This is a genomic window from Emticicia sp. GW821-FHT11C11, assembly GCF_058808615.1.
Map to the genome: position 1 here is coordinate 442,111 of NZ_JBXARV010000001.1, position 12,908 is coordinate 455,018.

12 protein-coding genes and 2 tRNA genes are annotated in these 12,908 nt (G+C 38.6%); 12 read left to right on the top strand and 2 right to left on the bottom strand.

All coding sequences use genetic code 11. From position 1 onward, the window contains the following. Window positions 1-9: 9 nt before the first annotated feature. The 11 genes from AC1RRY_RS01765 (at window position 10) to AC1RRY_RS01815 (ending at window position 11,681) form a co-directional block, all read left to right on the top strand. Window positions 10-1,521, top strand: a complete 1,512-nt coding sequence (locus tag AC1RRY_RS01765) for a sulfatase family protein (protein ID WP_492818582.1) — start codon at window positions 10-12, stop codon at window positions 1,519-1,521. Between the two features lie 24 nt (window positions 1,522-1,545). After that, the gene (locus tag AC1RRY_RS01770) at window positions 1,546-3,909 is read left to right on the top strand and encodes a GH92 family glycosyl hydrolase (protein ID WP_492818580.1); all 2,364 of its coding nucleotides are present in this window, start codon (window positions 1,546-1,548) and stop codon (window positions 3,907-3,909) included. Between the two features lie 352 nt (window positions 3,910-4,261). Next, on the top strand, window positions 4,262-6,625 hold the full coding sequence (locus tag AC1RRY_RS01775) for a TonB-dependent siderophore receptor (RefSeq protein ID WP_492818578.1): 2,364 nt from the start codon (window positions 4,262-4,264) through the stop codon (window positions 6,623-6,625). A 428-nt stretch (window positions 6,626-7,053) separates the two neighbouring features. Further along, entirely contained in the window at window positions 7,054-7,254 is a 201-nt protein-coding gene (locus tag AC1RRY_RS01780) for a hypothetical protein (protein ID WP_492818576.1), read from the top strand. An 11-nt stretch (window positions 7,255-7,265) separates the two neighbouring features. After that, window positions 7,266-7,532 (top strand): hypothetical protein, encoded by a 267-nt coding sequence (locus AC1RRY_RS01785; RefSeq protein WP_492818574.1) that lies wholly within the window; start codon window positions 7,266-7,268, stop codon window positions 7,530-7,532. 11 nt (window positions 7,533-7,543) lie between these two features. Next, window positions 7,544-7,954, top strand: coding sequence for a hypothetical protein (locus AC1RRY_RS01790; RefSeq protein ID WP_492818572.1), 411 nt, complete (start codon window positions 7,544-7,546; stop codon window positions 7,952-7,954). A 348-nt stretch (window positions 7,955-8,302) separates the two neighbouring features. Continuing rightward, window positions 8,303-8,683, top strand: a complete 381-nt coding sequence (locus AC1RRY_RS01795) for a M15 family metallopeptidase (protein WP_492818570.1) — start codon at window positions 8,303-8,305, stop codon at window positions 8,681-8,683. Between the two features lie 12 nt (window positions 8,684-8,695). After that, the gene (locus AC1RRY_RS01800) at window positions 8,696-9,238 is read left to right on the top strand and encodes a hypothetical protein (protein ID WP_492818568.1); all 543 of its coding nucleotides are present in this window, start codon (window positions 8,696-8,698) and stop codon (window positions 9,236-9,238) included. 349 nt (window positions 9,239-9,587) lie between these two features. After that, on the top strand, window positions 9,588-10,373 hold the full coding sequence (locus tag AC1RRY_RS01805; protein WP_492818566.1) for a hypothetical protein: 786 nt from the start codon (window positions 9,588-9,590) through the stop codon (window positions 10,371-10,373). A gap of 179 nt (window positions 10,374-10,552) precedes the next feature. Further along, window positions 10,553-10,810, top strand: coding sequence for a hypothetical protein (locus tag AC1RRY_RS01810; protein WP_492818564.1), 258 nt, complete (start codon window positions 10,553-10,555; stop codon window positions 10,808-10,810). 511 nt (window positions 10,811-11,321) lie between these two features. Continuing rightward, window positions 11,322-11,681 (top strand): hypothetical protein, encoded by a 360-nt coding sequence (locus AC1RRY_RS01815; protein ID WP_492818562.1) that lies wholly within the window; start codon window positions 11,322-11,324, stop codon window positions 11,679-11,681. Window positions 11,682-11,766: 85 nt separating this feature from the next. On the opposite strand, the gene AC1RRY_RS01820 is transcribed toward AC1RRY_RS01815, so the two are convergent. Together AC1RRY_RS01820 and AC1RRY_RS01825 are read right to left on the bottom strand one after the other, a co-directional pair. After that, window positions 11,767-11,855, bottom strand: a tRNA-Leu gene (locus AC1RRY_RS01820). Between the two features lie 72 nt (window positions 11,856-11,927). Beyond that, a tRNA-Gly gene (locus AC1RRY_RS01825) sits at window positions 11,928-12,000 on the bottom strand. 254 nt (window positions 12,001-12,254) lie between these two features. Between AC1RRY_RS01825 and hisIE the strand changes: the two genes are divergently transcribed. Then, the gene (gene hisIE, locus AC1RRY_RS01830; protein WP_492818560.1) at window positions 12,255-12,875 is read left to right on the top strand and encodes a bifunctional phosphoribosyl-AMP cyclohydrolase/phosphoribosyl-ATP diphosphatase HisIE; all 621 of its coding nucleotides are present in this window, start codon (window positions 12,255-12,257) and stop codon (window positions 12,873-12,875) included. Window positions 12,876-12,908 lie beyond the last annotated feature (33 nt).

Consider the following 12,908-nt stretch of genomic DNA (forward strand, 5'->3'; position numbering starts at 1 on the left):
GATTCTATTATGAAGAAAAAATACATTTTGAGTATACTCATCTGTTGGAATATCCTGTCAACAGGTTTTGCTCAAAAACCAAACATTGTGTATATACTGGCCGATGACTTAGGTATCGGTGACGTATCTTCTTATAATCCAAACGGAAAGATACAGACAGAAAATATTGACAAACTGGCCCAGGGCGGTGTCCGTTTTACCGATGCACATACAACCTCTGCCGTTTGTACACCTACCCGATACAGCATCATGACAGGCCGGTATAACTGGCGGACTCCACTTAAGAAAGGAGTACTGCATGGCTACGACACGCCCTTGATTGACCCTAAAAGAGAAACGGTGGCTTCATTCCTGCAAAAGCAGGGTTACAAAACGGGCATTGTAGGTAAATGGCATCTGGGAATGACCTGGGGCAATATTGAGGCTGGAGAAAAGAAGGTAGATTTTACGAAACAAGTAAGGAACAATCCGAACAGCAATGGATTTGATTACTCTTTCTGTATTCCGGCATCGTTAGATATGCCACCTTATGCTTACGTAGAAAACGGTTTTTGCACTACCATTCCGAAAGATACCTGCGTTGGCAGAACGGGCATAGAGTTGTTCAGGGCAGGTATCAGCGCGCCTGACTTTAAGCCGGAAGAAGTAATTGGTAAGTTCACAGAAAAAGCGCTGAACTTCATCAACCGGAATGCCAATAAAGACAAACCGTTCTTCCTGTATTTCCCGCTGGCTGCACCGCACACGCCTGTTTTACCATTAGGTGAGTTTGTGGGTAAAAGTAAAGTTTCCCCCTACGGAGACTTTGTACTGATGGTTGACGACGTAGTAAAGCAGGTAGTAGCCACACTGAAAAAAAACGGAGTCTATGACAATACCATTATCGTATTTACATCAGACAATGGCTTTGCCAATTCTGCCAATCTGCAGGCTCAATTGACCAAGGGACATAATCCGTCGATTGATTATCGTGGACTGAAAACCGATATTTTTGAAGGCGGGCATCGAGTACCGTTTATTGTGAGTTGGGGTAAAGCTGTTAAACAGGGTAAAGTATCCGATAAACTACTTTGCAGTACCGATTTATTCAGAACCGTTGCCGAATTAAACAATGCTCAGTTGGGCGATGGTGTGGCTGAAGACAGCTATAGTTTCTTAAGCGAAGTAACCGGTAAAAAATCTACTTTTGAGCAGCGCGCTTCGGTGATACATCACTCCTCTAATGGTTTCTTTGCTATCAGAAAAGGTAAATGGAAGCTGATTATGTGTTCGCACTCAGGTGGAAACGGCAAGCCTAAAGAAACCAGTGAAGAAGCACAGGCTCTTCCACCCATTCAGCTCTATGATCTTTCAACCGATATAGCTGAAACCAGAAATGTTTATGCCGAACATCCGGAAATTGTAAAAGAACTGACCGATTTGCTGACAAAATATGTAAAAGAAGGCCGAAGCACCAAAGGCAAAACACAGACAAATGATGGCCCGACTCATTGGAGCCAGTTGACATGGCTGGGCAAGTAATACTTTATACAAATACATTTGAGCATGAAATATATTCTTAGTTTTCTGATTAGTTTTTTTGCAGTCAATACAGTTTTTTCTCAAAAACCGAGACCTGTCGATATGGTAAACCCCTGGGTTGACTCAGCCAATTCAAGGTGGTTCTTTTTCAATTCGGCCACTCATCCGTTCGGTATGGTCAACCTGAGTCCTGACACCGGTGTCAATTCCGATTGGGGTTCCGGTTATCGTTATCACTCCGATAGTATCAAGTGTTTCAGTCATGTGCACGACTGGCAGTTGTCCGGCATTCCGGTAATGCCCACTGTAGGAGAATTCAAAGGGCATCTGGGTAACCAAAAATATGGTTCGCTGTTCTCACACAACAAAGAAGTAGTAAAGCCGGGGTATCACAAGGTTGTTTTAGATGCCTACAACATTACGGCAGAACTGACCTCAACCACAAGGGTGGGGTTCCATAGGTATACGTTTCCGAAATCAGACCAGAGCCATATTCTTTTTGATTTTTCAACTTTTCTGGGGCCATCAGATACGCAGAAAGGATATGTAAAAAAAATCAGTGCCCGCGAAATAGAAGGATACGCCATTATGGCACCAACCATTCGCAGGCCAAAAACATTAACTGTATTTTTTGTAGCTGTTTTTGATAAACCCTTCGACACTTTTAAAGGATGGAGAAAAGGGCAGCTGGAAGAAATAAAAGAGGCCATTGAAGGAGAGAGAACAGGGGTATATGTGGGTTTTAAAACGAAGCGGGGCGAAGTTCGGCAAATGAAAGTGGCTATTTCGTATGTGAGTGAAGAGCAAGCCAGATTAAATCTGAAAACCGAATTACCTCATTGGGATTTTGGCAAGGTTGTGAACGACAGCCAGATTGACTGGAACAACTGGTTGAGCCGTATTGAGGTTCAGGGAGGAACGCAATTGGAGCAAAGTCGTTTTTATACCGATTTATGGCATGCTTTGCTGGGCCGACGAATCATTTCGGATGTAAACGGTAAGTATTCAGACATGACAGGCGCGGAGCGCTTGATCAAGCAAATTCCATTAGATGCCAATGGGAAACCGAAATTTAATCATCATAATTTTGATGCTTTGTGGGGAGCACAATGGTCGCTGAATACCCTCTGGCATCTGGTATATCCGGAAGTAACAGAGTCTTTTATTAATTCGATGCTGTTGATGTACAACGACGGTGGGCTGATACCACGCGGCCCTGCTGGGGGTAATTATACTTTTGTGATGACCGGTGCACCGGCTACTCCATTTATTGTGAGTGCATATCTGAAAGGCATCAGAGGTTTTGATATCACAAAGGCCTATGAGGGCATGCGGAAAAATCATTTTCCGGGCGGGCTAATGAGTAAAGCAGGATATGAGCACAATACCCTGAAAGGCGGGGGCATTGAATACTATATTGAAAGAGGCTATGTGCCTCATCCTTTAACCAATATCAAGTATGGTTTCCATCAGGATGGTTCTACCCAAACGCTTGAATATGCCTATCAGGATTATACACTGGCGCAAATGGCCAGAGATTTAGGGAAAACCGACGACTATAACCTATTTATGAAACGTGCCGGAAACTACAGGAACATCTGGAATCAGGAGATAGGCTGGATGTGGAACCGGACACTGGATGGTAAATGGGCAACACCCGTGGATATTTTGCGATACGATAATGGCTGGGAAGAAGGTAATGCTGCGCAATACACATGGTTTGTGCCGCATGATATTCAAGGCTTGATTAACCTGATGGGTGGCCGTGAGGCTTTCACTAATAAATTGAACGAGTCTTTTGAAAAAGCCAGAGAGCATGATTTTGTATCGGGGAAATCGCACGATAAAGAATTACTGGAACACTACCGCAGAGTATATATCAACTATGGTAATCAACCGAGTATGCAAACGCCTTTTCTGTTTAATTTTTCGGGGTCACCGTGGCTTACGCAATATTGGACACGCCAGATTATTGATAAGGTGTACAGCGGTATTTCACCTGATTCCGGATACAGCGGAGACGAAGACCAGGGGCTAATGGGCAGTCTGGCTGTATTATTAAAAACAGGAATTTTTTCTACCAGTGGTGGTACAACACCTAAACCTTATTACGAAATCAGTAGTCCAGTTTTCAATAAGATTACATTTCACCTAAACCCTAAATATTATAAAGGCAAACAATTTGTGATTGAAACCAGCAATAATTCAGCACAGAATCTGTATATCCAGTCGGCGCAGTTGAATGGCAAAGCCCTTAACAGTCCCTGGGTAATGCATGAAACCGTTGTGAACGGAGGAAAACTGGTTTTAAACATGGGGCAAAACCCAAACAAGAGTTGGGGAAGTCGGCCGGAAAATGCGCCTGTTTCGATGTCAACAAAACCATAATTGTTATTCATAGTTCGGGTAAGTAAAATTACCCGAACTAATTTTTTTATTTATTGCGGATAAACTCTGCACCAGATAATGTTCGGATTCATAGCATAACCTTTGTGCTTTGATTACATTATTAACTTCTCAACGCTTCGCTTCTTTTTTATTCTGTCAAGTAAGATTTTAATACTTAAAACAGGTATCTGATATCTATTGAATTATCTCTTTCACAGCACTTTATAGTCATTGTTCAATAAAATATTCAAAAATTACAACACAACAATAAAAGTCTGAATATTGCTTGTTTGGTAGTCGATTTGTTATTTGTTTTGCCTTTATTTATAATTAGTCTAAATAAAAATAAACAATGAAATACACTTACCTTACTTTAATATGTTTTATAATTTCTTTGAATGTAATCGCTCAGAAAGGGGCGGTTGCAGGAAAAGTTTTGTCGAATAAAGGGGAGCCTGTCCCCTTTATTTCGGTCTTGCTGAAGAATACCAGAGCTGGTAATGTCACTGACGAATCAGGTAAATTCATGATAAGCACCAAACCCGGCAAGTATACGCTCGTGATCAGAGGAAGCGCTTATAATCAGGTAGAGAAAAGTATTGAGCTGATTGCTAACGAGACACTGGATTTGGGTGATATTACGGTCGAAGAAAACAATAAGCTATTAAATGAAGTGGCTGTTACCGCTGAACGCAGTGATAAGTATGTAGTTGATAGGCCTTCTGAGTCACTGCGGGTGAAAGCAGAACTGAGAGAGATTCCGCAAAGCATCAACATTGCCACCAAGCAGACTTTGCTCGACATGGGCATGCTGTCGAAGGGAGAAATTGCGAGAATATCGAGCGGTGTTACCAAGAGCTATGGAGGTACATTAGATATGACACTCCAGATAAGAGGTACCAATGCCACTTATGGAACCTACAGAAACGGTGTGGGTGGACCTATCTGGTGGAATGCACAGGAAGATGCTGCCATGATAGAAAAAATAGAATTTGTAAAAGGCCCTGCCGGATTCATGCTAGCCAACTCTGAACCGGGTGGGCTGGTGAATACTGTTACCAAGCAGGCTACACATGAACGCACGGCGCAGATTGGCTTTGGTGTAGGCAGCTATAACCTGATGCGCACACATATTGATTTAGGCGGTAACCTTTCGCATGATGGTAAACTGAGTTTCAGATTAAATGCCGGAGCCCAGCAGAACAATGAGTTTTTCCAGTTTGGAGCATTTAACCGCACTTTTGTTGCTCCTGTACTGAAATATGAGTTTAATGACAAAACGAGCATCACACTCGAACACAACTATGTAAAAGCACAGACACAGGAAAATACACATACTTCTATTTCAATTAACGGCGATTTCTGGGCTTTGCCGGTCAATCTGGCCATTAATGACCCTAATCATAAGAAATTTTGGGGAGAAGATATTTATAATCGCATGCATCTGGTGCATAAAATAGCACCTAAATGGACGCTCAACGCGCAGGCAGCTTATATGACTACCAATTGGGATGGTTCATCCCTGAGTCTGCAGGGTATTTCACCGACTAAGGACACACTTTACAGAGCCAATTCGATGAGTGACTGGTGGGGACAATTAACGAATATGCAGTTGTTTGTAGACGGAAAATTCAATACCGGGTCACGTGCAGAACATAGTATATTGGCCGGCCTTGACTTTGGTGATGGAAGTGAGGGAAGCACTTCAGCCGGTACCTGGGGAGACTATACTAAATTTCCGTTGCTTATAAAAACACCGGCGTATTATCTGAATAAAGACAGCCTGAAACTGGATAAAGATTTTTATACCTGGAGTTCGACAAACCGCTGGATGGCCATTTATGTGCAGGATCACCTGAAACTATACGACAAACTGATTTTAACCTTAGCGGGTAGATATACCCACCTGACCACCGGACAAGACTGGAGCAGCACTGAGAATGACCCCGCTTATGAAGTTATTGATAAGAAATTTACTCCGCGTTTAGGTATCACCTATCTGCTCAATAAAAATGTTTCGTTCTACGCACTCCACGACGAAAGTTTTGTAAGCCAACGCGGAGCCATTTTCGGAGGAGGCCGTTTGCCGGCACTTACAGGGTCCAATGATGAGATAGGAGCGAAGATTTCTTTGTTCGATAACCAGCTTTTAATCAATGCGTCGCGGTATGATATCAAGAAAAATGACGTAGGCACGGCCGACTTGTTGCATGATGGTTTTTATGTTAAAACGGGCCAGATTCGCAGCCGGGGTTTTGATTTTGATGTGATGGGGAAAATCAATAATAATATAAGTATTACTGCCAACTATTCTTATTGCGATGCCCGTATTACCAAAGATGAAGACTCAACAGTGGTTGGTCTGTTTAATGGGGGTACTGCCAAAAATCTGGCCAATGTGTGGTTAAAATACCAGTTCACTACCGGTATTCTGAAAGGCTTGTCGTTTGGTGGAGGCATGCAATACACAGGTGAACGCAGCGGTGTGCAACCCGGCTGGAATGCCATGGAAGGTAACAAATATCTGCCCGCCTATACACTCTATGATGCAACCATTGCATATCAGACCGAAAAATTCAGTGTCGGGCTGAATGTCTATAACCTGGCCAATATTAATTATGCCACCAATGGCTGGTGGTATCCTGAATTTAAAGAATGGATGTTTGATATCGGAACTCCGCGTAATTTCAGAATCCAGACATTAATTAAGTTCTGATTTGTTTTTAACACAATTATTGCCATCCACACACTTCTTGTTACTCCTGTAAATATTTGCAGGAGTAACATTTTTTCGACCATTTATTTGGGCAAAGCCGCTAAGGAAAACTGTAAATTATTTATAGTTGAATATAGACTATTCATCCCGACTCTTTCAATTAACGCATTGGTATGAAAGTACCTTTCCCATTTACTAAAGCCCTCTGACCTGCTCAATTACAGCTTCCAGCATTTCCTGTTGACCTGATGCTTCGCCTAATTGCTTATATCTGACACGTCCTTGCAAAAAACATTGGCAATTATTAAATTTAGCCCTTCCACATCGGGACAACGATGAATCGATTAGCAGCACTCGTTTTTCAACCGCTGCAATGGCTGAAGTAGAACTTTTAGGAAAAGGGGTTTTACCTGCAAATGTTGTTTATAGTGATTTTATCAATAGAGAAATTAGGTTTAAACACAGGAACAGGAGTTTATTCAGCTGAGCAAGAAGTAGTAGCGGATACCAGCAAACTGCCAAGATTTGAATTGAGAGACCGCTTTACCTACAACGGCAAAGAATTACAAGGTACTTTGAATTACTTAGACTACAGTGCCTGCATGTATGATGCTACAATTGGTAGATAGCAAGGGATCCGTTGGCGGAAGACGAAGATCTGAAAGAGCAAAGTGATGGATCCAATCTTTTGTATGATGCAGTTATTGAAGATAAGCGTTCAGTTTCGAGTACAAATTATTCGATGCCTTTTAGCCCTATTGGGCAAGATAACGCATTTGGTGTTCTTGATAGTTTTGGAGACGGAGCTGCATCAAGCGCGAAAGTAATATATTCAAAAATTTCAAAATGGACAGAAGAAAGCACAAATTCTAAAATAGATGAAAAATTTGGAGAAAAAGAAAAATAGCCTTTATTTCTATGAAAAAAACTGCAAACATTATAATTCCGCCCATAATTATTTTTTCGGTTATTTTACTTGTACTATTAGCTGTATTTATTCAAGACAGTTATATAGAAAGAAAAATTAACGAATGCCCAATAATTACAATCGCCTACCCAACAAAATTTTCGGGAAGGTCTACGATTTATTATAAATTTACAATTAGAGGGGAAACCTTTGAACATGAATATACGATACCACATCCTACTATGGGTAGGTTTGAAAGAGGAAGGCACTTGTTAAAAGAAAGGTTTTGGCTTAGAGTAAATTGCTATGATGATGATTATAATTTTATTTACTGGGATGTAAAAGTGCCCGATACTCTTAATTATGTTCCTTTCGGGGGCTGGGACAAAATTCCATATGGATTAGATACATTAAAGGAATAGCATAGTTTAGAACATTGAAAAGCTCAATTTTAAAATTAGTATGAAAAAAAGTTGCCTTCTTTTATTCCTCCGATTGGCTAAATGTTCTACATTTTGTTGGAGTGTTTAGCGTTCTTTGAACGCGCTTTTGAAACATGTAAGAGCCAGTTACCGATGCGTGGGAAAGCCAAATGCCACCGAAAGCAACCAGGCATACCCGACACTGGTAACACAGGAAAAACCACTATGATCCATGGGGTGTAACCATTGAGCAAGAAGTAGTAGCCGCAGGTATAAGAAGATATTAGCACAGGAGACGAACGTGCTAATGTAAACATTGCTTCATTAGATCCTAGGGTTCAAAATCAAATGAAAGCTGTAGTTTTAGAGTTGAAGCTGAGATACGGAACTGATCTAAGGATAGGTTATCAAGGAGGCTTTAGGACATATTCTGAGCAAGATGAAATTTATGGGAAAGGAGCGTCTAAAGCAAAAGGAGGACAAAGCAACCACAATTTTGCGATCGCTATAGATGTTGCTATTTTTGAAGATGGGAAATATTTATCCAAAGGGTTAGAATGGCAATACAAAACTTATGGTAATGTAGCAAAAAAGCAAGGTTTAATGTGGGGCGGAGATTGGAAATCTTTTTTTGATCCAATACATGTAGAATATAAATATAATTCGACAATGAGGCAGTTGAGAGCACTTGCCAAAAATAAAAGAGGATTTTTTATTAATTTACCGTAAAAATTAGTTTGTATGAAAATATATCATTTTCTAATCTGTCTCTTTTTTTTGTTTTGCTTTTCTTGTAACCATACTGTAGAAACTAATAAACGCACTATTGCATATGATACGGCTTTAACGAATAAAGAATCTATAAAACAAAAGCAGATAGATCATATGGATTTAGACTCAATAAAAGATGTAATTTCTAATTCAAAAATATCGTCTGATACTATCAAATACAGATTTTCACTGGAAGATATTGGCACCGAAGGAAATGAAGGCACTGCATATTATTTCAACAGTAAACTGCAGAAAGTGGAAATGGATATTTATACGAGTATGTGGGAAATAAACCTACTTTATATTTTTAATGATACAAGTATAGATGTTATAGAAACAACCTATAACATCTATGAAAAAAAAGAATTAGTTAAAAATCTTTTTTATAAGATTGATTTCAATGGTATTCCGTTAAAAAAAATAAAATCTGAAAGGATAGATATTTTCCAAGAATTGAAAACTACAATTCCTTTTAATTTAAACAACTCGAGAGGATTTCATAGAAAAAAATGAGATTATAGAGTTCCATAAACATAACCCGTTCGGCTAAATGTTCTACATTTAGTCGGTGTGTTTAGCGTTCTTGGAAAACTCATTAGAAATTTGAATTATTAAAACAAAAGACTGAATGACTAAAAAACAATATAAGAGTTTCGATGCATAATGGGAAACCTTATTCCTCTGGACAAAGGATTTCACTGAAATCATTCTGCATATAATGAATATGGTGCAAAAGAACTTGCAGACAAAAAAATTGACAATTCAGAGTATCAATCAAGTTGTTCAAAAAATGGAGGGCATTATTCAAAACGCCCAAAATAGCTCTTTACATTTGAATGATTATATTAAAGCTCTTAAATAAATGGAAGTAGAATATTATATTTTCACAACAAATGGAGGTGAGCCTAAGGTAACAGGTATTAGAACTGGTACTGGACAAGCCTGGTTTGATGATAGTTTTTGGGCTAGAAATCGGCAAATAAAGGATTTTATGTGGCCCAATGATAGAAACGATGATAGATTTCGTACTGGTATTCAACCAAACTTTAGCTTAGATTTAATAGAACTGCCTATGCACAAAAACGCTAAACATACTGATTTAATCTATCTAAGTTCTTTACTTCATGGATATATTGTTTCTTCAAAGTTTAAAGAGTTGTTAGAGCAATTCAAATTGCCTTCTCATCATTTTTATCAAGTTACCTTCCAACAACTAAATAAGAAAACGAACGAAATTAATGAAGTAAGCGAGTATTGGTATTTTTATTTTCAAAGAGATACAGGAGAACACACAGTAGATTTTGCTCGTTCAGAGTTTGATAGGAGTTTTCATACGAAATATCTAAATTTAAAAGAAGATGAATTACGAGTGAGTACATATAAAGAGTATATGGATATTTTCTATAATACAGGTACTGCTCTATCCGCAACCAAATTATTTCTTAACAAGAATTTCAATAAAGAATTGGATTTTTGGAGATGTCGTTTTTTAACAAGAGATGATTACATTTCAGAAAGATTATTAAAGGCAATTAAAGAAAAGGGAATTTCTGGTGGTAGCGCTATTAGTCAAACAAGAGCAAGAGAAATTGCCAAAGTTATTGGTGAATCACCTCGCGAGTTAATATTTGAATCAGAAATGCTTTGATTAGATTTAGAATTAATATTCAAATAATGCTGACTATTATATATCAAACTCTTCCGTTAGGCTTGATTTATATATTAAAGCAAAACACATGAAACTCTTTAAATTTTCGTTTGTATTATTGCTTTTACTGGCAGGTAGAAATACAATTGCTCAACAAGAGTCATCTTTCATACTCCGCTATGGAAAATGAAATAGAATTATTTCCAATGAAAGGCTTTGACAACTTTCAAGAGTTTGATAAATTCTGTGCGTACCTGAAATGGTTAGAAAAAGAAAACGTAATAACTGAGATTGAAAAAGGCACTTTACCAGTGATAGATTTCTATCCTGCGGATAAGGAAAAATGGTATCGTGATAACAACAATATATTATGGGTATTAGTTACTCCTGATTACCCATCTAAAGGCTTTTTCCTACCATTCTCTGACATTCGATAGAAGCTAAGTGGCTTTTTGCCAAAAAAAATTGATGCTTAGATTTTTAGTTTTGGAGCCTTTACTCAATTGATAGATTAAAACGATTTGTTTGACAACCTTTCTTATTTATTGGTAGATGGAAAGTGTAAATTTCCTCTTGGCTAAATGTTCTATATTTTATCGAGGTGTTTAACATTCTCTAAATACTTATTCTAGAAACATTAATTTCTGTATTTAGATTATTGTTAATTTTAAACAGTTCGAATTGATGATATTTATCTAAATGTATTTTACCCTTACCTCTATATGATTTTGAAATATATGAAGCATATTCACTCAGCGAGGGGAAATTGCAGGTGCCAATACTACTCAATTATAACGCATCAGGTATAAAAGTAGTAGATTAGGATCAAACCTAATAGTTATGGGCAAGCTGTGGAAAATAGAATCCAAAATCAAGCAAATGGATTTAGAAAAAAATATCTACAAGGAGGTAATATTACAGGTTTAAGTCGGTAAAAACCATTAAGATATGGAAGTGACAAATTTTTTAATTGAAAAGAATGATTTACCAAAGTGGTTTGAATATCCTGTCTCTTTTTTAAAAGTAGTCGAGCAAAATCTCTTGGATTTAAGCCCTTGGCATATTCTTTCTGGAGAACTATTAAAATCTAAATTTCAAGGGTTAAAAGAAAGATATCCAAAAAGTGACCTTATACCTTTTGCTCGTAGATATGATAATGATGACGTAGCTTGTTGGGAAAAATTGGAACCAAAGAAAGTTGTAATTATTCATGATTTTGCGTCTGAAGGGTGGGAGAAAAGGCAGTCGTATGAGGATTTTTGGGGATGGTTCAGGTCCGCAATAGATGAAATGATAGAAACGCCATAATTGTAAAGCCAAATAAAAAAAGAGTATAAGTTGCGGTAAGCTTCTTATACTCTTTTTGTTTTTATTATGCTGTTTTTTGCATAACTGGTACCGGGGACGGGAATCGAACCCGTACGAGCGTTTCGGCTCACAGGATTTTAAGTCCTGCGTGTCTACCAGTTCCACCACCCCGGCGGATGGTCATTTTTGGATGGTGACGAATCCTAAGAAAAAAAAAGCACCTTTTGATGGGTGCTGAACTTTTCGAGCGGAAGACGAGTCTCGAACTCGCGACCTTAACCTTGGCAAGGTTACGCTCTACCAACTGAGCTACTTCCGCTTGTCATTCGTTGGTGTCGAATGGGACTGCAAATATAAGGGGTCTTTTAATATATGTCAAGCCCGCAATGAAAAAAAATGTAGTTTTTTCTGAGTATAACCTGTAAATGACTGATTATAAGAGTATTTGTGGGGAATATTTTTTTGAAATTTTTCGGAGCATTTTAGTGCTCTGCAGAATGTCTATAAATTTTCAGACTTTTATAGGTATTAGTTTTTTCAACATCTGTACTTTTGTGGAAAATTATTGAAGGAATGAATACCAAAATAGATTTTGAAAAATCTCCCGAGGGTCTTGTGCCGGTCATTATACAAGATTACCAAACGGGCAAAGTACTGATGCTGGGCTATATGAATGCCGAAGCCTATGAAAAAACCTTACGGGAAAACATCGTGACTTTTTTCAGCAGAAGCAAACAAAGGCTTTGGACGAAAGGAGAGACCTCCAATAATTTTTTGCATGTAAAAAACATTCTGATTGACTGTGATGGTGACACCATTCTGATTCATGCGTCGCCAGACGGCCCGACCTGTCACACCGGAGCCGATACCTGTTTCAATGAAGTAAATAGCGCTGCCGATAAAAAGGTTTTGTTTGTGAACCACCTGAGAGAGGTTATTAAAGGCCGCAAGGAGAATCCTACGGACGAGTCATATACCAGTCATCTTTTCAGAAAAGGAATCAATAAAGTAGCACAGAAAGTAGGAGAGGAGGCCGTAGAGTTGGTGATTGAAGCCAAAGATGATAATAAGGAATTATTTTTGGGCGAGGCGGCTGATTTATTTTACCATTATTTAGTACTTTTAGAACAGAAAAACTACGAGTTTGATGAAGTGCTCGATGTTTTGATAAAAAGGCATACTCCACGTCCGTAAGGGCAACCCAGATGGAGCATGTCAGTACTAACT

What these genes read in the sequence shown, in the direction of transcription:
- AC1RRY_RS01775 (WP_492818578.1), top strand. Translation starts at nt 4,262, where the DNA reads ATGAAATACACTTACCTTACTTTAATATGTTTTATAATTTCTTTGAAT.
- AC1RRY_RS01815 (WP_492818562.1), top strand. Translation starts at nt 11,322, where the DNA reads ATGGAAGTGACAAATTTTTTAATTGAAAAGAATGATTTACCAAAGTGG.
- AC1RRY_RS01800 (WP_492818568.1), top strand. Translation starts at nt 8,696, where the DNA reads ATGAAAATATATCATTTTCTAATCTGTCTCTTTTTTTTGTTTTGCTTT.
- AC1RRY_RS01795 (WP_492818570.1), top strand. Translation starts at nt 8,303, where the DNA reads ATGAAAGCTGTAGTTTTAGAGTTGAAGCTGAGATACGGAACTGATCTA.
- hisIE (WP_492818560.1), top strand. Translation starts at nt 12,255, where the DNA reads ATGAATACCAAAATAGATTTTGAAAAATCTCCCGAGGGTCTTGTGCCG.
- AC1RRY_RS01810 (WP_492818564.1), top strand. Translation starts at nt 10,553, where the DNA reads ATGGAAAATGAAATAGAATTATTTCCAATGAAAGGCTTTGACAACTTT.
- AC1RRY_RS01765 (WP_492818582.1), top strand. Translation starts at nt 10, where the DNA reads ATGAAGAAAAAATACATTTTGAGTATACTCATCTGTTGGAATATCCTG.
- AC1RRY_RS01790 (WP_492818572.1), top strand. Translation starts at nt 7,544, where the DNA reads ATGAAAAAAACTGCAAACATTATAATTCCGCCCATAATTATTTTTTCG.
- AC1RRY_RS01770 (WP_492818580.1), top strand. Translation starts at nt 1,546, where the DNA reads ATGAAATATATTCTTAGTTTTCTGATTAGTTTTTTTGCAGTCAATACA.
- AC1RRY_RS01805 (WP_492818566.1), top strand. Translation starts at nt 9,588, where the DNA reads ATGGAAGTAGAATATTATATTTTCACAACAAATGGAGGTGAGCCTAAG.